This is a genomic window from Nostoc sp. PA-18-2419 (assembly GCF_005869855.1).
Taxonomy (GTDB): domain Bacteria; phylum Cyanobacteriota; class Cyanobacteriia; order Cyanobacteriales; family Nostocaceae; genus Nostoc.
This window is the reverse complement of the sequence record NZ_SZNH01000028.1, coordinates 24,594-45,308: the sequence shown is the minus strand read 5'-3', so window position 1 is coordinate 45,308 and position 20,715 is coordinate 24,594. Positions and strand designations below refer to the sequence as shown.

Genomic DNA, 20,715 nt, shown 5'->3' with positions numbered 1-20,715 from the left:
TCTTCCTGGAGAGGGATTAAGACCATACTAAAAAATTAGCTTAATTATACAATTGTGCCCTCTAATTTCTATGACTTATTTATTTTCCAAATCGTTGATCATGTTAGCGATTGCTCAAATTCGATTATTTCAGGTTTTAGACGGCTAATGCAATATGTGATTTGTCGTTAAATACCCGTTAACTGTACTGCAAAAATCAAGCTTTTATAGCTAAAAATCTAGCCTGCATATTTAATTATTTTTGTCAACGTGCGACTTACCATTTGTGCCAAGTTAATAACTTGATTCATACTAATAAACCAATGCAAAGGAGACGATGCATAGTGAAGGGTCGAGAAACAAACGTCACAATTTTAATGGCTGATGATGATGAAGATGACAGGATGTTGGTTCGTGAGGCGTTGGCAGAAAGTCAATTGCCAATTGAACTATACATTGTTAGTAATGGTGAAGAGTTGATGGATTATTTACACCACCGTGGTCTATATGCTGACAACAGCAGTAAACCGCATCCAGGGTTGATTTTATTAGATTTGAATATGCCCAAAAAAGACGGTCTCGAAGCACTCAAAGAAATCAAAACTGACCCACAACTGCGGCAAATTCCTGTGATCATGCTGTCAACATCAGGTGTTCAAGAAGATATATATAATACCTATGATTTGGGTGCAAACTCTTTCATCATTAAGCCAGTGACTTTTGCCTCATTAGTTGAGGTAATGAAGACTCTAGGAAAATACTGGTTTGAAATTGTGCAACTGCCAGCAGAAGCAATGAGAGACAAACATGGACAACAGCCCCATCAAAGTTCTGTTCGTTGATGATGACGAAGATGACTATATTTTGACTCGTTATTGGTTCCGTGAATTCCAGGTAGCAGACTGCGAACTGCAATGGGTAGGTAATTATGAAGCAGCCAGGAGTGCGATCATTAGGCAGCAACATGACATTTATCTTGTAGATTACCGTTTGGGACCGCACAATGGACTAGAATTATTGCGCGAAGCAATTGCCAACGGCTGTTGTTCTCCGATAATTTTACTCACTGGTCAGGGCGACTGGGAAATAGACCTAGAAGCGATGAAAGCCGGAGCCGCAGATTATCTGGAAAAAAGCCAATTGACGGCACCTTTGTTAGAGCGTTCTATCCGCTATGCTATCGAACGTAAACAAACAGAACAGAAAATTCGCGAACAAGCTGCTTTACTGGATGTTGCCACAGATGCAATTTTTGTGCGTGATTTAGAGGATAAAATTTTATTTTGGAATAAAGCTGCTGAGCATCTGTATGGTTTGAAAAAAGAGGAAGCGATCAATAAAAAGACACGAGCTCTCTGGCAGGAAAAACAGGCAACTCAAGTTCAAGAAGCACTCAGTATTTTGATGAAAAATGGTTCTTGGGAAGGAGAGTTACATCAAAAAACAAAATCAGGTAAAGAGATTATTGTTGAAAGCCGTTGGACACTAGTACGTGAGTTTAATAAAAAAATACAGACTATTCTGGTTGTAAACACTGATATTACGCAAAAAAAACAACTAGAAGCCCAATTTCTGCGCGCTCAGCGATTGGAAAGCATTGGCACTTTAGCCAGTGGGATCGCCCACGATTTGAATAATGTTCTTGCCCCGATTCTGATGACAGCTCAACTCTTAGAAGCACAAGTTCGTGATGAACGTTCTCGGCGACTACTGCCAATCTTGATCGCTAACGCTAAACGGGGGGCAAACTTAGTCAAGCAAGTATTATCGTTTACTCGTGGGCTGGAAGGTGATCGCACAATTTTACAATTAAAGCATTTAATAATTGAAATTCAGCAGATTATAAAAGAAACTTTTCCTAAATCGATAGAAGTTTTTACTCAAATTCCCCAAAATCTTTGGACTGTTTGTGGCGATGCTACTCAACTGCATCAAGTACTGATGAATCTGTGTGTTAATGCTCGTGATGCTATGCCAAAAGGTGGAACTTTAAAAATCTTTGCTGAGAACCTTTTCGTTGATGAAAATTTTACCAAGATGCATATTGATGCTAAAGTTGGTCACCACATTGTAATTACTGTTGCTGATGGGGGAATCGGTATTCGACCACAAATATTAGATCGGATATTCGAGCCATTTTTTACTACTAAAGAACTCGGCAAAGGTACTGGTCTTGGTCTTTCTACAGTACTTGGTATTATTAAAAGCCACGGTGGTTTTATCAATGTATACAGTGAAGCTGGAAAAGGCAGCCAATTTCAGGTATATTTGCCAGCACAAGATGCAACGGAAACTACAGAAGAACAGCAGCAAGAATTACCTTCGGGTCAAGGAGAATTAATTTTAGTTGTAGATGACGAAGCAGCCATTCGAGATGTCACAAAAACATCATTAGAAAGTCATAATTATAAAGCAATTACAGCCAGTGATGGCATTGAAGCTATAGCCTTATATGCAGAACACCGAGATGAAATATCTCTTGTCTTGACTGATATGCTCATGCCATCTATGGATGGGTTAACTACTATCCGTACTCTGCAAAAAATTAATCCAGATGTAAAAATTATTGCTGTCAGTGGAATGAGTTCAGCAGATAAGGTTGATGCAGCTTATGACATAGGTATTAAAGCTTTTTTGTCTAAACCTTATACAGCTAATCAGTTATTACAAACTATTAGTACAGTTAATAAGAGTTAGGAGTTGAGAGTGTTGAGTATTCAGTGTTGAGCGGAACCAGAGATTCCAAAGCAAGGTGTAAGGAGTTAAGAAAATTAAAATATTTTTAGGTTATATTAGATGTATATTGGGTGATGAATTGTAACTAAAAATATTACATCAGTGCTTAACACCTAGCTAGATAACATAGTGCATAATAGCAAAGCATTAACAACCCTCAATTTAGAAATTAACTAATTAATCTAAATTGAAAGTTATAATTTAATAACCTTCAACTCCTAACTCCTCGTTCCTAACTTTCAACTCTTAACTCTCAACTGCTCACTTCTAACTCCTAACTATTGAACTCCCCATGACCAAGGATGAAATTTTAGCAGCTAACACAACTTTTTATCGAGCTTTTGAAAGAAAAGATATTGAAGCGATGAGTGCAATATGGTCGCAAGGAAGTGGTAGTTTTTGTATTCATCCAGGAAGTAATGTGCTACGAGGTTGGAAAGAAATTCACAACTCTTGGGAGCAAATATTTAAAAACACTGCTTATATTGAAATTAATACAGATATAATTGCTACGGAATTTAATGATAATATTGCTTATATTGTGCTGAGAGAAAATGTGTTTCAAGTCGTTGGTTCGAGAAGACTCGAAGCTCAATCAACCGCCACAAATATATTTCAGCTTTTGGGTGGGAAGTGGTATTTAATTCATCATCACGGTAGCCCAATTTTGCGGTAAGATGTTGGGCATGAGGAAGATGAGGGAATAACCAATACCCAATGACAAATGACCAATAACTAATCTCCCATTAACTCCACTGCATCTCGTCCATCACAATCTTGTAAATAAACTTTGACAATTTCTTCTTTAGCGGTAGGTAACTGCTTACCAATAAAATCTGGGTGAATTGGTAGCTCACGATGACCCCTGTCTACCAACACAGCTAAACGAATTACCTCTGGTCTTCCGTACTCATTTACAGCATTCAAAGCAGCGCGAATAGTCCTTCCTTTGAAAATCACATCATCTACGAGTACAACCGTTTTCCCAGTTAGGTCAACAGGAATGTCACTTTTCGCCGGAGTTCTCAACCCAATTTTGTCGAGGTCATCTCGATAAAATGTAATATCCAAAGCACCGACTAAAACGACTACACCTTCGAGAGACTCAATTTGACGTGCCAACAATTGAGCCAATAACGCACCTCTGGTATATATACCAATAAGCACTAATTGGGACAAATCACGCGACCTTTCGACAATTTGAGAAGCAAGGCGATTCAAAGTGCGACGAATTTCTTCTGATGAGAGGATTTGAACTACTTTTGCAGACATGGCTATCTTTAGGGGAGATGGGGAACTCGGGGCCCCACAAAGTGGGGATTAGGGGCAATGGGGAGAATGAGAACTCCTCACTCAACATGAGCCAGTGCGCCCTTGCGCTCTGCCGACTTGTTCGCGTAGCGTCTCCGATAAGAGAAGCAACTGGCGTTCAGCAGTCAACACCCGCAATGCTCTATTCGAGAGTAATTAACAAAATAGCGATCGCTATCCCTAACCATAGTAAAAAACAATATCGAGTCAGTTGCAAAGCATTGTAAATAGAAGTTGGGGTGATGGGATAAATAGCATCTCCTAGCAATGGTTTATGTTTAGCTACCCCACGATACCAATTTGTACCGCCCATCTGTACACCTAAAATAGCAGCATAGGCACACTCACTCCAACCTGAATTGGGACTAGGATCGGTAATTGCATCTCGGCGACAAATTTGCCAAACATGCATCGGTTTTCTCGATAATAGTGCCAGAGTCATAACTGTTAACCGACAAGGCAGCCAAGTCAAACAATCTTCCAACCGCGCACTAAACCACCCGAAATAAGTATAAGGTGCTTCCCGATAACCTACCATTGAATCAAGGGTACTGCTAGCTTTGTATGCTAAAGCTAAGGGAATTGACCCCACAACTGGCACAAATACACCAATAATTGCATAAAAAAGTGGAGCCATTACCCCATCAGTTGCATTTTCTGTAACTGTTTCTAAAACAGCTCGCAAAATTTCTGCTTGTGAGAGATTTTGTGTATCTCGACCAACATAATTACTTAAAATCTTACGCGCTTGTGGTAAATCTCCTGCTGTTAAAGGTTGTAAAACATCCACCGCTGCTGTTCGCAAACTTCTGCCAGCAAAACAACTAGCCAAAAGAATACTTTGTAAACCAATTCCTAACAGCGGATGCACCCATCTAGCACTTTGAATGAGCAAAAAGCCAATAATACCGCTACCAATTATCAGGATAATGCCTAATAAAATTCCAGCTAGGCGTTGTGTTAGAGAATTTTGACACAATTTTACAGAAAATTTGGTCAACCGAGAAATTACCCACCCCATAAATTGCACCGGATGAGGCCAACCCCAAGGATCGCCAATTAAGTAATCTAAAAGTCCGGCAATGATTAAAACAACAACAGATATCATTAGTCATTAGTCATTTATTAGTTAACAATAACCAATGTCCAATGCTCTACACTCAATGACTAAACCACAAAACTAGCTTCTTCCCCAAGGGAAGCTTGCCAACTACGAGCATCATAATAAAGGTCTGCCAGAGTAATATTGTATAAAGCTTCTTTGAGCTTTTGATTGAGTCTTTGCCAAAGAGTAAATGTCACCCAATCTTCAGCTTGTGCAGGTGCAGGAGTGTGAGCAGGTAAATGAGTAATGCTCTCGCCGACTGCTTCTAAAATTTGTCCTATAGATATTTGTGCAGGTTCTCTTGCCAATTGGTATCCACCGATGCTACCACGAATTGATTTCACTAACCCAGCACGACGCATTTCTATTAATAGTTTTTCGAGGTAGGGAGCTGGGATCTCTTGGCGTTTGGCGATCACTTTTACAGATACAGGGCCATATCTTGGCTGTAAACTCAAATCTAGCAATGCCTTTACACTGTAATGTCCTCTGGTAGTTAGTTTCATTCAGGTAAGCTTTGTCCTTTCTTACAAAGTTCAGACCGCCAAAAGTGGACGCTTTGACTTTGCGCTTTATCTTTCGTCCTCTGCTGCAAAGTTCGGATCTAAAGAAGCCTAAGTTTTTGACTTTGCCCTTTGTTCTTTGTCATTTGTAAAGATCAATGAGCAATGGCTAATGACCAAAAATCAGTTTTGCTTATCATTCTGTAACTTAGTTATTATCCTCAACAACGAGACAACCTTTTCAAGGTTAGTTTAGAAAACTTAAACAAATATAGTTTAGCAGTAATTTACAAACTATATATATAGTTATCAGCATTGCGAGCATTCTAGAAAATAAATTGTCTAGAAAATATTTAGTAATTGCATAACAATTCTGGCTATGAGTGTAATATACTTGGCTATGTTGAGATAAAAACTAAAGGATTATCTTCCTGTTAGCTCAACCTCAGCTAAAATAAAATCGATTCAAACACTTCAAACATTCGTTTTCGACCTAAGTTGATGCCTAAACAGAAAAAAATTGAACCCCTAGTCGGCGAAGAACTGCTCAAAAAAGTTAAAGAGCTAGAGAACGAGAGCAAGGAAGACAAAGCCAAGAAGTGCGGCTACTATACCGTTACCAAAAATGGTATAGAGCGCGTCAATATGATGAAGTTCTTAAATGCCCTAATCGATGCTGAAGGCATTCAGTTGGACAGTACACCCAGTGCAAATGGGCGTGGTGGACGTAGTGCTAGCTATCGGATTAGCGTGCAATCTAATGGTAACTTGCTTATAGGTTCAGCTTATACAAAACAGATGAATCTTAAACCAGGAGATGAGTTTATCATCACTTTAGGTAAAAAGCACATTCGTTTGAGACAGGTAGATCCAGAAGATAGGGAAGATGATGAAGTTCTAGAAGCCACGGCTTAATAAATAAATAGTCATTAGTCAATAGTCATTTGTCCTTTGTCCTTCATTAGAAAGTTCTAATACTCGGAAACCTCTGAGTCATGACTTTGTCCTTTATTTTTTGTCATTAGTCATTTGTGAAACTTAATGACCAATGACTAATGACTAATATGCTAAATAGTGACGCAGTGCCTTACGCGTAACTGCCAAATTGCATGTTAATGCAATTTGCTCTTTTTCTAGTAAACCTAAAATGCGATCAGGTTTGTCTCGTGATACCACTGGTAATTGATGCAAACCTCTAACACTCATGCGGTCTAAAGCTTCAGATAATAGTTCGTCCTGCCATGCATAGAGAATTTCAGTAGTACAAATGTCTATGAGTGTTTGACTAGATAAATTATCTGAAATTTCAGTTGGTGAATTTGGGTAAGTTTGCCAAACAGCAAGGGCACGATTAATATCTTCTAGAGAAACGATACCAACTAATTGTTCTGCTGGATCGATTACTAAAGCACTTCGTGTGCGATCGCGGATCATTTCCTCAGCTGCTTCTAACACACTAAGGGTTGCAGATAACTTTTTTGGACAAGGGTGCATCGCATCTTCTACGAATATTTGCTGCACAATTTCTGCTCGTTCATCTTTCAATTCAGAAAGACCAATTTGTTGTAGATTAGAGTTAGAGTTAAAAGTCGGTTTAATCCTTTCTACTAACCAAACACTCAAACCGACAGCAGCCATTAACGGTAAAACAATGCGGTAGTCGCGGGTTAATTCAAACAGCATTAAAATAGCCGTTAACGGTGCCCTAACACTCGCTGCTAACATTGCTGCCATCCCCACCATTGCATAAGCTGGAGGAGCTGCCATCTGCTCACAAATTGCCGGGAATACCACAGCTAAAATTTTGGCGTAAGCCGAACCAAAAGAAGCACCTAGAAACATAGCTGGTGCAAACAAACCGCCGATAAAACCACTACCTGCACTAATTGCAGTCATCAGTAGTTTCACCACCAACAGCACAACTAACAGGTACAGTGAAAACTTGACATCCTGAAGCATTGCTTCCACAGTTTCATAACCAACGCCCAGAATTTGCGGGAAGCGTAAAGCAACTGCGCCAACAATCACACCGCCAATAATTGGATGAATTGGCTGAGGAATTCGTCCCAAAAATTGAAACCCTGGAACCTTACCAGCAAAGCAGGCTTTAGCCAGACAAATTGATTGAGTATAAGTTAGAGAAATTAGGCTAGCCCCTAAACCTAAGCCAAGATAAAGGGGTAATTCTAAAGGACTCCGGACTTGGTAAGCAGGTAAATCAAAAGCAGGTTGTGCCCCCAAACCAATTTGAGCAATTAATGCTGCTACCACCGCTGCTAGCAGCACCACACTGACAGCAGAAGTAGCAAAAGATGTAGCTCCCATCACCACCTCTAAGGCAAAAAATACTCCTGCAATCGGAGCATTAAACCCAGCAGCTAATCCAGCAGCAGCGCCAGCACCCAACAGTAAACGTCGTCGTTCCTGAGATACATTTAAAATCACAGACAACAACATGCCAAAATTTGCACCAATTTCTACACTTGGCCCCTCTGGTCCTAAAGAAGCACCGCTTCCCAAAGAAGCAGATGCAGCTAGCATTTTGGTAACTGGTCGTAGTGGTCGCCTGATTTCTGTTTCTTGAGAAGCGGCGATTAAAGATGAAAGTTCAGGGCCAAAGTCTTGGGTACGCCAGCGCATCAAGCCAACAATTAATCCCCCAAGAGTAGGAACGCAAGCTAGAGTCCAAGCACCCCAGACGCCAATCTGACCCATCAAATTTTCTAGCATTAAATGATGAATTAGCTCGATCAAATAGTGAAAGGTAACTACACCCATACCAGTGCCACCACCAATTAGCATGGCTAAAAATAGCACAACTGTTTCTGGAGATGGTTGGAAACGGTTTATTAAGTGAGCTAAGCGGGCAGAAGGTATAGGAAAGGCAGGTTGTTCCGTTACCTTCCTTAGTTGAGTGGGAGGCCAGAGAGTCATTGAGAGGCGGGGTAAATGTAAGAAAAAATTTAAATTTTTATCTGTTACTTCTCATTGTGAGCCATTATTTAGCAACCAGACAAGTAGACTTTATTTGCTCGATTCACAAAGCTTTAGCAAAAAATCTGTCTATGCAAATTTTTGTGGTGAGGACTGTTAAATGGGAGACAATTATTATTTAGGGGTCAGCGATGCCTATAGTTTTTGCTAGCCTACCCTGATGGAGTAGGAGTGAGCCTCAACGCTATTGTCTCTAAAGACAACATAGGTACTGTGAGCCACAAGCATTAATGAAAAGTCATTTTCGCTTAAATCTAGCTATACTCATGTTGCGACCATTGACCCATCCTTGGTAGTAATACAATGTATGTGTGATTTAGCATTGATATCAAATTAGATTTAGAAGTCTGTTAAGTGTTGACCCCAATTCAATATAGCTATTCCTATAGAGCGAGTAAATGAATATACACACATTTGATAATCATTATGTTACTTGCCCAATTTGTCAAAGAAATGCCACACCCAAACCAATTAAAACGCGTATTGGTCTATTTTGTTGTCCCTATTGCCAAGAACGGCTAGTAGTTTGCCAAAGCGGTCATTATGTCCGCGATCCGTTTATTTGCAGACAAATGATGATATCTTCGGCATTACGTCGTCAAAGTAGACCTTTGGCTAGGATTGTTAGGGATTTTGTCCTGCTCAAGCGTCCAATGGTGGCTTTTGCTGTAGGAAGTGCGATTTTTTTTAGTATGATTGCTATTACTCAGGAAACCACTAACTCTGATCGCCAAGTGCTTCCTACAGAGCAAATTAAAAAACCAGGGGAAAGATTACCATAATCTGGGTCTACTTCCTATGGTCAATTAAATTTTACTTTACTGTCTGTAATTTTGCAATCAATAATATTGATTGATACAAAGGAGTCTTCTATTTTGTCCAACAAATAGAATACTCTTTTGTATCAAGTTCGCCTAATTACTTACAATATGGTTGGTCTTTTTGGTAATTGGTAATTGCTAAAAGGTGAACAGTTGGTTTTTCTTTCCCATTAGCCATTACCGAGCCTCACAGATATCATAAATATTCAACCGGACACGATAATATCATATTTAGACCTACCAAATCATTGATAAAAAGTTAGCTCCCCTACCTTTTTATCAAAAGTCGGGGAGCTGAACAATAATAAATCTTAACTCCTAACTCAGCACTCTCAATGCCTCCATACTTATAAACGATTCGTATCTTTGGTAACTAATTTCCATCCTTCAGCTTGGTCAATTAGCTTCATCGACTCTAGTTGAAGATTGGTAAAAGCAGATGCATGAAGCAGGAAGTAGGGTTGTCCATTGTAGTGCCAATAATATTGCAGTTCACCAACAGAAGCAGGAATAATGGTGCGATCGCTATAATAATCTAGCGAGGGACGAGAGTAAGGAAAAGATGTGTAAATCTTCTTTGTTGCTGGATTTGCCCGTACAATCATCGCGGCTACTGGTTTGACTGGATAAGCCTCAGACAATTCCCAAACCCAGTAATTCGATTTCATTAACAGTAGCAGCGAAATATAACTTCCCCAGAATAAAATTTTCAGAAATTGTCCGTCACCTCGCTCTGCCAAAATAGCTGCTAAAGTCATTGTTAAAGCTACTGCTGCAAAAATCAGTTGTAAGTCTGTTTTTGGTGTTGTGCCCCAACTAAAATAAATGCTGCCCGCAGAAGCGACTACAGCCAAAATTGCTAAACCTGCCACCCAAGTACGGGGATAAGATGACACTAAAGGTGAATTTTCTGTTTCTGCTAACTGGATACCAAAGGCTAAGGCTAAACTGGGGTAAATCGGAAATACATACCAGGGAAGTTTGATAATCATCAAGGAAATTACTATCAGATAAACGCCACTCCACGCCAGTACTAGTTTTGCCCAGCTAAGGTTGCGATTTTCCCAAGTTAAACTTACAGTTTGTGGTAAGAACAATAACCACGGCCAGGTGTACTTGAGAAGTTCAATGATGTAGTACCAAGGTGGTTCGAAATTTCTCTGTGCAACTGTGCTAATTCTGCCCAGAGATGGATTTACCAGCCCAACTTCGGCGAAACTGTAACCATAGTGAATCAGTTGGGCACTATACCAACCAAGTACAGGTAAAATGCCAATCAAGATTGCTATCCACAGATAGTAACAGGTGAGTAGTCGTGGGGTATCCCAAAATAAAAATACTATGGCGATCGCACCTAGCAATATGCCCATCAGTCCTTGAGTCAGGCAAATTAACCCAAAGCCGATACCAACACCAAGGCAATAACGTAAATCCCGTCGCGATCGCAATACGCACAACATCATCACCATCAAAAAACTGACCACCGCCCCATCTAACATTGCCAAGCGTCCATGACGMACCACGGGTAGCATTGTCAGATAAATCAAGGCACTATAAATAGCTGCCCAACGTTGGCGAAATAATTCTCGACCAATACAATACAGTAAAGGTACTGAACTTGAGGTTAAAATTGCTCCAGGCAAGCGCGTAGTCGATTCATTCTCGCCTGCTAGAGAATAAACCCAAGCAATTAGCAAATGCATTAAAGGCGGCTTGTTATGGTATGGTTCGCCTCCTAGCGTCGGGTAAAGCCAGCGCATTGAACCTGCTGGTGCGTGCCAAATTTCCCTAGCCACCTGTGCCACAGTCCCTTCATCCCAATCTCGCAGGGGCAACCCTCCCAGATTGACGCTAAACAGTAACACTGCTGCTAACAGCAACACCACAAGCCATACCCAATCAATCCATTTGCCGACTGTGCGCTGCTGTTTTTCTAGATGACCCCAAATAAAGCTTCCTTCTTGCATATTCTATGGTAATCATTTTACTTGCTGGTTCGATTACATAGAGACCAGAGCGAATCTCCAATGTTGCCACCCAGTAACAACGTCTGTTCTTAACGATTGCTAGTTTCCAAGATTAACTCAATTTTTCCTAATTAGAACTATTTTTTCGAGAAATTTGTCTTAATTATTTCACGAATATTTTTATAGATAAATGAGAAAAATAACACGTATAAAAACTGGCTTAATACTTCTTGTGTACTTTGTAAATAAATCTACATTGACTAATATTTTGTCTAGTTTTTTTGTTACTAATAGGATGAGAATATTACAGATATAAGAAAATTATAAATCTACAGTAAGCGAATTAAAGGTTAGGACATATTGAAAGCGTGGATGTAAGGAATAGTAATGTTTTACCTTCTGCTCCCTGCTCCCTGCCCCCCGCTCCCTGCCCCCTGCCCCCTGCCCCCTAACTCCTGCCTCTTCCTATAAATATCAGTCTGAGAGTACTCGTAAATTCATCAATTATGACTGGGAAAATCTTAAAAAATAAAAATAACTTGCAAGTTCAATTTTTGCTCTTGGCGAACAATTTCAATTTGTTTAATGAATTCTCGAAAGTAAAATCGTCGCTCTGTTTCGGACAAATCTAACCAGAATTGAGGAATCGAAACAGCAACAGCAACAGAACGCAAGTTTACTGGAGGGAGAATTGCCAATTTGGCTTCGAGTGTAGAGATTTCTGTGCGGAGTTTATAAGCCCTAATATTTCCTGTTTCGGTATCTAAAATTCCAGTTTCAATTAATGCGGGTAACTGAGCAAGTATTTCTTGCTGACGAGCGATCGCTTCACTTAAACTATTCTTGACTGCATCCAACTGCGGAAAATTCATTCCGGCTACAGCTAAGGGCAAGTCGCGGCAAACTGTTTCAATTGTTTGTTCTAAAACCTCTTGGTACGGAATAGCCGGACATTTGGGACGTCGGGGACAGCTAATACAACGTAAATATAAATACTCATTGTCTTGGTTGCGTTGGGTGACACGGGTAACTGTTAGATGCGATTGACACTCGCCACAAACAACCAATCCAGCTAAAGAACGGGGCGCACTCGCAGTGCGGGATGGTAAACGGCTGTTACGGCGTAAAAGTCGGTCAACTTGAGCCGCTTCTTCCTTGGAAATTATCGGAATATGGGTATTGGAGATAATTTCACCATTTTGGTAAGCTGTATTGCCGCGATAAACTGGATTAGTCAACCAGCGGCGTCCAGTAGTGACAGAGATTTTCTTACTGTATTTTTTCGCCAAGTAGCGGACTGAACCCCGCAAGGAACCATAAAGTAAAAAATTGTCAAAAAAATCCTTGACCACCGGTGAAGTGCTGCGGTCAATGGTATACTTTCCCTTACCTCTGCGGTAGCCGTAGGGAACTTTACCGGGTGGGGGTGCAGCGTCTAAACGATTACGGGCATGTCCTTGACGGATGCGACGACTGCGTTGTTCGCGTTGGATAGCATGAAGTAAATTCAGTAACTCGGCTCGTAGAGAAGAATTTTCTGAGGTATAAGGTTGTTCAGTAGCGATTACTACCACTCCCATTGCTTCGAGTTGATGAAGGCGATCGCTTACTTGCTCTACAGTATCCCCTAATTCTTCCAAGCGACGAATTAACAAATAATCTATACCTTCAGTTTGGCAATCTGCGAGTAATCTTTGTAATTGCGATCGTGTACCATGTCCAGAGGACTCTGCCTTGCCCAAATCCTGATAAACTCCATCAACTTCCCATCCCCAACTGCTTTCATCGGGAGAAGATTCTAGTAGAGGATCGGTGTAAGAGTAGGCAATTATTTTCATTTTTCATTGGTCATTTATCATTTGTCATATCATGTCCGATTAAACACTTGTCATTGCGAACGAAGTGAAGCAATGACATATAATAAGTAATTTGCCGGACATGATATCTTTTGTCGTTTGTAATCGGAGACAAGGGGCAGAGAGAGGGGTAAAAAAGAATGGAGTTTTTATACTTGTTAGCGAATATCAAAGACTGATTAATGGAGTTCCAAGGTGGATTAATGAGTATCAAACACTCATTAATGGAGTTCCGAAGTGGATTAACGAGTATCAAACACTCATTAATGGAGTTCTGAGGTGGATTAATGAGTATCAAACACTCATTAATGGAGTTCCGAAGTGGATTAACGAGTATCAAACACTCATTAATGGAGTTCTGAGGTGGATTAATGAGTATCAAACACTCATTCACAAGTCTTATTTATACCAATTTGCTATATTATAGCTACTTCCCTACTCTCATCTACTCCACTCTGACTCACTGCTGACTCAGTTCGACGATATTGCCATCTGGATCTTGAGTAAACAAAGCAGGGCGACCTGAGGCGCTTGGTTGAATGGGATAATTATGATTAAGCAACTCTTGTTTGGCGGCATCCAAGTCAGCAACAGAGAAAGCGAAGTGAGGGTTACGTCCCCATTTTTCGTTTGGGTTTTCGGTGGGGACTCTAGGCGCAACTATGAGGTGAATTTGATAGTTGCCGATTTGATACCATGCACCAGCGTATTTCAGTGAACGATCTATTTTGGCTAATCCTAAGACTTCGCCATAAAAGTGTTCAGAACGTTCTAAGTCAGTTACGAGAATTGCTGTGTGGAGACTTTGGGTAATCTGCATTTCGGTAGGTGCGATCGCGTTTATTTAAATTTTGACGTAGTTTGGGACTTGGGGGGAGTAGGAGGGAGGGGCAGGGGAGCAGGGGGCAGAGGGGCAGGGGAGAATAATGACTAATAACTAAGGATAAATGAAATGATAGATGCTCAATTAAGTGTTACAGAAATGAATGCTGCACGGGAGATTTTACAAGATTACGACCCTGGACAAGAGGCTTTGAATCATTTGGAAAAACACAATGGCAAAGTTGAAACTGCTTTTGAGGATTTATGGATAGAAAAAAATGGGAAACCGCTTATGCAGCAAGGTAAATCACTTTGGCAAGTAACAGTAAAAGTATTACGTGAGGAACTCTGTGGCGATGAGGGTTTTCGCGGTCAACTTAAAGATTATACGAAGAATCCAGGGAGTTCGCCCTTGCTAACAGGCTTGATTATCTCTCTTGTTGGTGTAGCGACAGCACACGGTTTGGCAATCGATCCAGCGATCGCTACTGTTATTGTTTTGTATATTCTCAAAATTGGCTTGAATATTTTTTGTGAATACACTGAACCACCCATTGGCAATATTGGAACTCTACCATCAGCAAACTGATATCCTACCTTGCAATTATGCAAGGTGTTCCACCACCTTGAAAAAATTTTGATTTGAGTTTTCTTTCTAAATCTATTTAAAGAATTATGCATCAGTAGTGCTAGATTACTAATTATTAGTCCTAACTTCTGATTTCTGAGTTATCGGCTGATTGATACTGTTAGATAACAATAATTTGAAGTTTTTTCTTATTCTCCTCCTGAAACCTCCTTTTTTAATCTTATTTAAAAGATAAATCTAAAATCTGCTCCCATACGATAATGAAAGACCAAGTATTAGACCGGATTTTTAACAAACCTTCTTTTCCACATAAATTTGAACGCTTGGAACTTGATAACAATTTTTGCATTATAGACATATCTAAGCAAGTTCAACGATTTGCACATTGTCCTGAGCAGATGATACAAGGTAAAGATATCCGGCTAAGCTTTCCTGAGTTTATCGGACTTGAGGATATTTTGACAGCTATTTTGTACGGAAAACAAGAACTGTTTGAATTAGAAGGAATTAAACGATGTTCGGAGCAGAAATCTAATATATATATAGATATATATATAATCGGCGAACAGCATGAAAGATTTGAAAATAAATTAATTATATTGATTGAGGACGTTACCGACAGAATTGTTTTAAAACAAAAGCTGGCACAGCAAGCTAATGAAGCAAATTTACTATCTAATGCTTTAGTATCATGTAACTTTTACATGGAGCAAGTAATCACCTCAATGGCAGATGCTTTTTTAGTAACGAATAAATCAGGTCAAATCATCAAAGTAAATTATGCTGCTCAACAATTATTTGGGTTTACTGAAGAAGAATTCATTAATCAACCTATATCATTGATAATTGACGATAAAGTAGTAATCAAAGCAATTTACCAACATTTTGCAGATCAGCAAAGTTTTCAGAATTTAGAGGTAATTTGTAGAACTAAAACTAGAGAAAAACGCTTGATTGCTTTTTCTTGTTCGGTGATTTCCAAAAATACACAAGGGCTAGAAGATATTATTTATATCGGTCGAGATATGACTGCTCGACAGCGCCGAGAACAACGTACAAGTACCCAGTATAGTATCACCCGGATTTTATCAGAATCCCAGAGTATAAAGCAGGTAATTCCCCAAATTTTACAGTCGATTTGTCAAAACTTGGGATGGGATTTAGGAGAACTTTGGACAGCAAATCAATATATCGGTAATTCAATAAAAAGATATAGCGTCAATACAGTATTAAGGTGTGTAGAAATTTGGTCAAGTCGAGTAGTTTCTGTTAGAGAATTTAAAGCAGTTACTTGGCAAACTACATATACGCCTGGTGTCGGATTACCTGGTGAAATTTGGATCGGACGATCGCCCCTGTGGATTCAAGATATCACCCGACAAGGAGATACTCGGCGATCGCAATCTGCTGCTGAGGTTGGATTGTATGCAGCTTTTGGCTTTCCTATCTTAGACGATAATGAAATTTTGGGTGTAATGGTTTTCTTTAGCCGAGAGATCCAACCAAAAGATACAGAACTGTTGGAAATGGTGGGTTCTATTGGTAGCCAAATCGCCCAGTTTATCAAACGCAAACAAGCAGAAGCAGCTCTTGTAGAAAGCGAACAACGATATCGAGATTTATTTGAAAATGCTAACGATTTGATTCAAGCTGTTAATGCCTATGGTCGTTTTTTATATGTCAATCGTGCATGGCGAGAAACTTTGGGATATAGCGAAGCTGAAGTTATGAATTTAAATGTCTTTGACATTATACATCCGGAGTTTAAGCAATACTGTTGGCAAAAGTTTTATAGCGTGCTTTCTGGAGAAAAACTCGAACCAATAAAAGCCGGATTGATTGCCAAAAATGGTGAAACAATTTTTATAGAATCCCCAGTGGTTATGGATAGTCGTCACGGATTCTAAAATCTAGTTTTTTGACGAGAAACCATCTTAAGTCTTTTATCTCAGCGCGGTCTTTGGCGAACTCTTCTTCAGCTCTTTGCCACTTGTGGTCAATTTGTTCTTCACACCCATGTATAGCTAAAAGATTAGCATCTTTATAATTTACGTAGTCTTGTGCATGGATATCAAACCTTTTATCCAAGCTAGCGCAATCTTTTTGTAATACACGAACTTGGAGTAAAAGCTTTTCGTGTCCTTCTTCTTTTCGATGATTTTCAATTAATTGATTTAAGTCTCGAATTTGTTCAGCTATCTGATTAAATTTCGTAATAGCTTTAGCGGCTACAGCTAATATTGCCAGCGCTCCCACAATTATGCTGATAGCTAAACTAGTACCTTCCATAGTGATAACAACACCTTTAGAAGGTGAAGGATTTGACGTTGGCTCAACTCCCAAAAAAGTTTTCATATTCAGGTTGCTCAAATTAGTAATTAAGTTGAATAATTATTTGACAGCAACACAGCTAATTATTATTTAAGAATAAATATTCAGTTATTTTAATTAGAAATATCATCAATCTTTTACTCAATTGTCAGATAATTTGAACTTTGAGCTTTGATTTCAGTCAAAGCTTTGAGTGATTGGTCGGTTTCTTCACCGCTATACCACCAAGCCTCAAAATACATCTGGGTATGCCAGATAGGAAAACGAATCTCTACAGCAAACGGTAAAGAGCCAAAATTAGGAAAGTTAATCAAGGATAAAGTATTCAAGCTACATCTAAATCGAGAAGTTTGTACAGCAGCTTGAAACTGTGATGTAGATGATGGTAAAACTAGCAGGTTTTGATATAAGTCTGCTGCTAGTTTCCAAGTGGGTTTAGCTTTGATATTCTTAAAACCAAACATCATCAAGTGGCTATTTGCCACAAGAGATACGGGTGGAATATATATTGAACCATTAGGAAATTTGCGGGCAAACAATGTCTGCTTTCTAGTTAAATTCCAATTCAGATGGTCACTAATCCCACTCATACTAATTAAATAAGCACGCGCTTTTTGGGAATATAAATCCGGTCAATATCTTTACCGTAAATCTTTTTAGATTTACCATTTTTTAGAGCATTACCAACTTGGTCAGGGTCGCAAACAACCATTAAGCTCCCACCGCCTTTGACCTTAACCTTGAGGTGGATGTACCCGTAACCTTGAGCAAGCCTGACACCTTGCTCTTTAGCAGCATCGTTACTGTCAACATCTTCTAGTCCTAGTACATCGAGTAAATCGCTGTACTTGTTTTTCGGTGCGACAAATTCGTGCTTAGTAGATTTAACACGGAAGACATGGTATTGATTAGCATTGGGTGCTTGGGCCGCACCTCCAGGCCCGTCAGAACCAACGGGATCTGGAACATCAACTGTTTTTTGAGCCACTGTGGATCACCTATAAAGAAAGTAAGAAAGTAAGAAAGTAAAAAATAGAGCTTATAACTTAGAGATACGGGGTTACTGTTACCCTAATTTTCCCGTCAGATCCAATCGATTTAACCGCAGGCAAGCTAGCTGTAATTGCTGCATACTTTTGCTCGGTATTGAAGACGATATTCACATTGTTAGGAGCGCCGCTAGTAGATACTTCCAAAGCTTGTAAATACTGTGCCAATTCTAAAACGGCTGCTGGAAGCGTAGTAGATTTGATATCGCCGCCGCCATTAGCAAATGTGGGCGTTACGTATGAATCACCAGTAATAGCAATACTTCCGTCTGTAGTACTAAGGGCCAAAGTTACGGGTAAATTTATTGTAATATCTGCGGTTTTTGCTGCATTATTCAAAGACACATCTGTAAAGTTGACCGTTGTAGGGGTTACAGAACCTTCCTCAGCCAGTTCCAAAAGTTGAGCGGCTTCTAATAAAGCAGCCTCATAAGAAGTAGATTTTAGTGTGCCATTAGTTCCAGGTGCTAAAGCTACCATTTTCTTGATTCTCTAGTAATTTATTACACCTCAGTTCTAGCCTTCAAAAGCTTTACAATCAATCAAATCTCAAATCGTACCTTAACCCTCGACAGGGGATAAAAGCACTAATTATTTGGGCAAAATGATATACCAATATCTACCGATTTTAAAGCCTTTTATCCTACCTTGAATTGCCTGTAATCTTACTGTGTCACAATGCAGATGTAGTTTTTTTGCAGCTTCTTTTAAAGGGATGGCATCTTTGATATTTTCAGGGATGTGCCACCAAGGCTGAGGATAATCAAAATTTGAAGATCCATTCTGGTTTTTGGGATTTTCTGCCATTAGGAAAATACTTAGCCATTTTGGGAGTTACAACAACTTCATCAAGTGGAGTTTTAGTGATTACTTTTCCTGATTTAGAAAGATATCCATTATTTACATAATCGGGAATAACCAAAGCTTTAGCAGCATTTAAAACTTTCATAGCTTCAATTTCATTCAAAGCATGAATAGTTATTTTACTATTATCTTTTAAAACAAAAATTACTTCCCAATTACCTTTTTTGTAAGCAGGTATTGCAGATTTACTAGGTTTATTTGGCTTGGGATGCGGGATAGTAAGCGGATATTTGGGCGAGCCAACTTTCTTATTACCAAGTATTTCACCAAATTGAATAATCATTTGTGGCCTGTGGTTTTCTGGTCGGATGAGCCAGGAGTCAGGTGCGGCAATTGCTATATTTTCAACAGCATCATCAATTAAAGCTTTGATTTTTCTGTAATCAATTTGAGGACAACAAGTCATGGCGCAATCACAATCTTGGGGTGGTGCTGGTGGTGGTGGTAGTGGTGGTACAGGCTTTTCTAGGGGGCAATCATCTGCACTAGGATTTGAAACACTTAATTTATAAACTTCTGGTGTTCTCCCACCAAATGAAAGAGAGTCGAGTAAATAATTTATTGCTGTTTTACTCGTCAATCCAGTAATAATAATTGTTGCTTGAGAGGCATAGTATTTAGGATATCCACTACCGCGAGGGTTACCATCAGCATAGACACCGTTGCCTAGTCCTTGCGATTTTTTATAGAGAATATTATTACCTAAATCTATTTCTTGAATGCTACCTGTTGCACCTCCAGATTCAAGCCAATCTTGTAGACTTGGTAATTTAAAATCAGGCTCATCTCGATAAATGCTGGTATACCATCCAGAAAAAAGGCTGTACATCTCCTCAATTGAACTTGCTACAGTTATTTCTTCAAAATGTCCTCCGGTGTTATCTGCATCAGGTATAAAATATTCGCCTAATGCTTTAGTGGCATAGGATATTCCAAAAGAAATACTTCCACAGGGCGATAGCTCTAATTCCCGTAATCTCCTAATTAATGTTGGTGGTACTGGCTTGAGTTTGGGTTCTTTTGGTATTGGTATATCTTTCTCTTGAGTCGTGGGCTGTGGTTTACTTATTGGTTCTGGAATTGTTGGTTTTGGTAATCCGGGAAACTCGATTTTTGGAAGTTTGGGTATATCAAACTCTGGAATTCTAGGTATCTCAAAATCTGGTAATTCGGGTCTAGTAAACTTGGGAATTTTAATAGTTGGGATTTCAAAATGGGGTTTATTATTCCACAAATCATCTAAAGTTTTCTTACCTGCATTGGTAACGTCATTCGCTGTATCCCTTAATTCTCTACCTACTTTTTGACCAAGACTATAAGATAAATCTTCTAATGCATCCCTTTTCAATCGTAAAGATTCATTGGGGTAATTCTTGCCTGCTATTGCCCCATCCCAAAATCCAGATAAAGCCCAACCAGCTTGATAGCCTAGTGCTTCAAATGCTTGTTCTTGAGCATAACTATTGCCACTTACTACGTTAGTTCCAGCTAAAACCGATTGAGTAGTGTTAGACGTTCTTGGGGACGGAGTTGCTGTATTTTCTGGAGTTACATCAATCGTTTTCCATGTCAGTCCGTCTTGTTTAATTTGTTGTTGTACGCTTGATACTGTATGCGGCTGGGCGTGATAATCAATCGGGCGTGCTAGCGCTCCTGGTGCATCTTGTACGGCGTTAAATGGTTGCCTTTGGGGTGCAGTAACAGGAGGCGCTTGATGTATTGCTGGCAATACATCAAAGTTAACAGGAGTTCTAGTAGTTGGCTCGGCGTAAGTTACATCTGCCATGA

20 protein-coding genes are annotated in these 20,715 nt (G+C 39.6%); 7 read left to right on the top strand and 13 right to left on the bottom strand.

Annotated features, from left to right (window positions below; translation table 11 throughout):
- Positions 1 to 323 precede the first annotated feature (323 nt).
- The 3 genes from FCR06_RS23690 (at position 324) to FCR06_RS23680 (ending at position 3,391) form a co-directional block, all read left to right on the top strand.
- A complete protein-coding gene (locus FCR06_RS23690) occupies positions 324 to 821 on the top strand; it encodes a response regulator (protein WP_138504104.1) in 498 nt (165 codons plus the stop codon).
- Positions 787 to 2,676 carry a response regulator gene (locus FCR06_RS23685; protein ID WP_138504102.1) on the top strand — a complete coding sequence of 630 codons (1,890 nt, stop codon included), beginning with the start codon at positions 787 to 789 and terminating at the stop codon, positions 2,674 to 2,676. The genes FCR06_RS23690 and FCR06_RS23685 overlap by 35 nt, the downstream gene beginning before the upstream one ends.
- A gap of 331 nt (positions 2,677 to 3,007) precedes the next feature.
- Positions 3,008 to 3,391: a nuclear transport factor 2 family protein gene (locus tag FCR06_RS23680; protein WP_138504100.1), complete on the top strand. Its 384-nt coding sequence runs from the start codon at positions 3,008 to 3,010 to the stop codon at positions 3,389 to 3,391.
- Positions 3,392 to 3,450: 59 nt separating this feature from the next.
- Here FCR06_RS23680 and pyrR read toward each other — a convergent pair whose 3' ends face one another.
- The 3 genes from pyrR to FCR06_RS23665 form a co-directional block, all read right to left on the bottom strand.
- Complete coding sequence (gene pyrR, locus FCR06_RS23675) at positions 3,451 to 3,987, bottom strand: bifunctional pyr operon transcriptional regulator/uracil phosphoribosyltransferase PyrR (RefSeq protein WP_138504098.1); 537 nt, start codon at positions 3,985 to 3,987, stop codon at positions 3,451 to 3,453.
- Between the two features lie 181 nt (positions 3,988 to 4,168).
- Positions 4,169 to 5,134, bottom strand: a complete 966-nt coding sequence (gene cbiB, locus FCR06_RS23670) for an adenosylcobinamide-phosphate synthase CbiB (protein ID WP_138504096.1) — start codon at positions 5,132 to 5,134, stop codon at positions 4,169 to 4,171.
- Between the two features lie 59 nt (positions 5,135 to 5,193).
- Entirely contained in the window at positions 5,194 to 5,637 is a 444-nt protein-coding gene (locus FCR06_RS23665) for an Rrf2 family transcriptional regulator (protein ID WP_138504094.1), read from the bottom strand.
- 498 nt (positions 5,638 to 6,135) lie between these two features.
- Here FCR06_RS23665 and FCR06_RS23660 point away from each other — a divergent pair, with 498 nt between their 5' ends.
- Positions 6,136 to 6,549 (top strand): AbrB family transcriptional regulator, encoded by a 414-nt coding sequence (locus FCR06_RS23660; protein ID WP_138504093.1) that lies wholly within the window; start codon positions 6,136 to 6,138, stop codon positions 6,547 to 6,549.
- Positions 6,550 to 6,693: 144 nt separating this feature from the next.
- Here FCR06_RS23660 and FCR06_RS23655 read toward each other — a convergent pair whose 3' ends face one another.
- Entirely contained in the window at positions 6,694 to 8,568 is a 1,875-nt protein-coding gene (locus tag FCR06_RS23655; RefSeq protein WP_138504091.1) for a chloride channel protein, read from the bottom strand.
- Between the two features lie 458 nt (positions 8,569 to 9,026).
- On the opposite strand from FCR06_RS23655, the gene FCR06_RS23650 reads away from it, so the two are divergent.
- Positions 9,027 to 9,410, top strand: coding sequence for a hypothetical protein (locus tag FCR06_RS23650; protein WP_138504089.1), 384 nt, complete (start codon positions 9,027 to 9,029; stop codon positions 9,408 to 9,410).
- Positions 9,411 to 9,796: 386 nt separating this feature from the next.
- Here the strand turns inward: FCR06_RS23650 and FCR06_RS23645 are convergent, their stop codons facing one another.
- The 3 genes from FCR06_RS23645 to FCR06_RS23635 all read right to left on the bottom strand — a co-directional run bounded on the left by FCR06_RS23645 (position 9,797) and on the right by FCR06_RS23635 (position 14,092).
- Positions 9,797 to 11,416 carry an ArnT family glycosyltransferase gene (locus FCR06_RS23645; protein WP_138504087.1) on the bottom strand — a complete coding sequence of 540 codons (1,620 nt, stop codon included), beginning with the start codon at positions 11,414 to 11,416 and terminating at the stop codon, positions 9,797 to 9,799.
- A 521-nt stretch (positions 11,417 to 11,937) separates the two neighbouring features.
- Positions 11,938 to 13,254, bottom strand: a complete 1,317-nt coding sequence (locus FCR06_RS23640) for a recombinase family protein (RefSeq protein WP_138504085.1) — start codon at positions 13,252 to 13,254, stop codon at positions 11,938 to 11,940.
- A 478-nt stretch (positions 13,255 to 13,732) separates the two neighbouring features.
- On the bottom strand, positions 13,733 to 14,092 hold the full coding sequence (locus FCR06_RS23635) for a VOC family protein (RefSeq protein ID WP_138504083.1): 360 nt from the start codon (positions 14,090 to 14,092) through the stop codon (positions 13,733 to 13,735).
- Between the two features lie 135 nt (positions 14,093 to 14,227).
- On the opposite strand from FCR06_RS23635, the gene FCR06_RS23630 reads away from it, so the two are divergent.
- Both FCR06_RS23630 and FCR06_RS23625 read left to right on the top strand, forming a co-directional pair.
- Entirely contained in the window at positions 14,228 to 14,683 is a 456-nt protein-coding gene (locus tag FCR06_RS23630; RefSeq protein ID WP_138504166.1) for a hypothetical protein, read from the top strand.
- Positions 14,684 to 14,943: 260 nt separating this feature from the next.
- On the top strand, positions 14,944 to 16,590 hold the full coding sequence (locus FCR06_RS23625) for a PAS domain S-box protein (RefSeq protein WP_138504081.1): 1,647 nt from the start codon (positions 14,944 to 14,946) through the stop codon (positions 16,588 to 16,590).
- Here the strand turns inward: FCR06_RS23625 and FCR06_RS23620 are convergent.
- From FCR06_RS23620 to FCR06_RS23595, 6 genes are all read right to left on the bottom strand, one after another.
- Positions 16,565 to 17,038, bottom strand: coding sequence for a hypothetical protein (locus FCR06_RS23620; RefSeq protein ID WP_138504079.1), 474 nt, complete (start codon positions 17,036 to 17,038; stop codon positions 16,565 to 16,567). The genes FCR06_RS23625 and FCR06_RS23620 overlap by 26 nt on opposite strands.
- 113 nt (positions 17,039 to 17,151) lie before the next feature.
- Positions 17,152 to 17,604 (bottom strand): hypothetical protein, encoded by a 453-nt coding sequence (locus FCR06_RS23615; protein ID WP_138504077.1) that lies wholly within the window; start codon positions 17,602 to 17,604, stop codon positions 17,152 to 17,154.
- Between the two features lie 5 nt (positions 17,605 to 17,609).
- Positions 17,610 to 18,002 carry a hypothetical protein gene (locus tag FCR06_RS23610; protein ID WP_138504075.1) on the bottom strand — a complete coding sequence of 131 codons (393 nt, stop codon included), beginning with the start codon at positions 18,000 to 18,002 and terminating at the stop codon, positions 17,610 to 17,612.
- Between the two features lie 58 nt (positions 18,003 to 18,060).
- Complete coding sequence (locus FCR06_RS23605) at positions 18,061 to 18,543, bottom strand: hypothetical protein (RefSeq protein ID WP_138504073.1); 483 nt, start codon at positions 18,541 to 18,543, stop codon at positions 18,061 to 18,063.
- 111 nt (positions 18,544 to 18,654) lie between these two features.
- Positions 18,655 to 18,870 carry a helix-turn-helix domain-containing protein gene (locus tag FCR06_RS23600; protein ID WP_138504071.1) on the bottom strand — a complete coding sequence of 72 codons (216 nt, stop codon included), beginning with the start codon at positions 18,868 to 18,870 and terminating at the stop codon, positions 18,655 to 18,657.
- On the bottom strand, positions 18,827 to 20,713 hold the full coding sequence (locus FCR06_RS23595) for a hypothetical protein (protein WP_138504069.1): 1,887 nt from the start codon (positions 20,711 to 20,713) through the stop codon (positions 18,827 to 18,829). The genes FCR06_RS23600 and FCR06_RS23595 overlap by 44 nt, the downstream gene beginning before the upstream one ends.
- Between the last annotated feature and the right edge of the window lie 2 nt (positions 20,714 to 20,715).

What these genes read in the sequence shown, in the direction of transcription:
- FCR06_RS23635 (WP_138504083.1), bottom strand. Translation starts at nt 14,092, where the DNA reads ATGCAGATTACCCAAAGTCTCCACACAGCAATTCTCGTAACTGACTTA.
- FCR06_RS23685 (WP_138504102.1), top strand. Translation starts at nt 787, where the DNA reads ATGGACAACAGCCCCATCAAAGTTCTGTTCGTTGATGATGACGAAGAT.
- FCR06_RS23640 (WP_138504085.1), bottom strand. Translation starts at nt 13,254, where the DNA reads ATGAAAATAATTGCCTACTCTTACACCGATCCTCTACTAGAATCTTCT.
- FCR06_RS23620 (WP_138504079.1), bottom strand. Translation starts at nt 17,038, where the DNA reads ATGAAAACTTTTTTGGGAGTTGAGCCAACGTCAAATCCTTCACCTTCT.
- pyrR (WP_138504098.1), bottom strand. Translation starts at nt 3,987, where the DNA reads ATGTCTGCAAAAGTAGTTCAAATCCTCTCATCAGAAGAAATTCGTCGC.
- FCR06_RS23625 (WP_138504081.1), top strand. Translation starts at nt 14,944, where the DNA reads ATGAAAGACCAAGTATTAGACCGGATTTTTAACAAACCTTCTTTTCCA.
- FCR06_RS23660 (WP_138504093.1), top strand. Translation starts at nt 6,136, where the DNA reads ATGCCTAAACAGAAAAAAATTGAACCCCTAGTCGGCGAAGAACTGCTC.
- FCR06_RS23615 (WP_138504077.1), bottom strand. Translation starts at nt 17,604, where the DNA reads ATGAGTGGGATTAGTGACCATCTGAATTGGAATTTAACTAGAAAGCAG.
- FCR06_RS23595 (WP_138504069.1), bottom strand. Translation starts at nt 20,713, where the DNA reads ATGGCAGATGTAACTTACGCCGAGCCAACTACTAGAACTCCTGTTAAC.
- FCR06_RS23665 (WP_138504094.1), bottom strand. Translation starts at nt 5,637, where the DNA reads ATGAAACTAACTACCAGAGGACATTACAGTGTAAAGGCATTGCTAGAT.
- FCR06_RS23680 (WP_138504100.1), top strand. Translation starts at nt 3,008, where the DNA reads ATGACCAAGGATGAAATTTTAGCAGCTAACACAACTTTTTATCGAGCT.
- FCR06_RS23655 (WP_138504091.1), bottom strand. Translation starts at nt 8,568, where the DNA reads ATGACTCTCTGGCCTCCCACTCAACTAAGGAAGGTAACGGAACAACCT.
- FCR06_RS23605 (WP_138504073.1), bottom strand. Translation starts at nt 18,543, where the DNA reads ATGGTAGCTTTAGCACCTGGAACTAATGGCACACTAAAATCTACTTCT.
- FCR06_RS23600 (WP_138504071.1), bottom strand. Translation starts at nt 18,870, where the DNA reads ATGGCAGAAAATCCCAAAAACCAGAATGGATCTTCAAATTTTGATTAT.
- cbiB (WP_138504096.1), bottom strand. Translation starts at nt 5,134, where the DNA reads ATGATATCTGTTGTTGTTTTAATCATTGCCGGACTTTTAGATTACTTA.
- FCR06_RS23650 (WP_138504089.1), top strand. Translation starts at nt 9,027, where the DNA reads ATGAATATACACACATTTGATAATCATTATGTTACTTGCCCAATTTGT.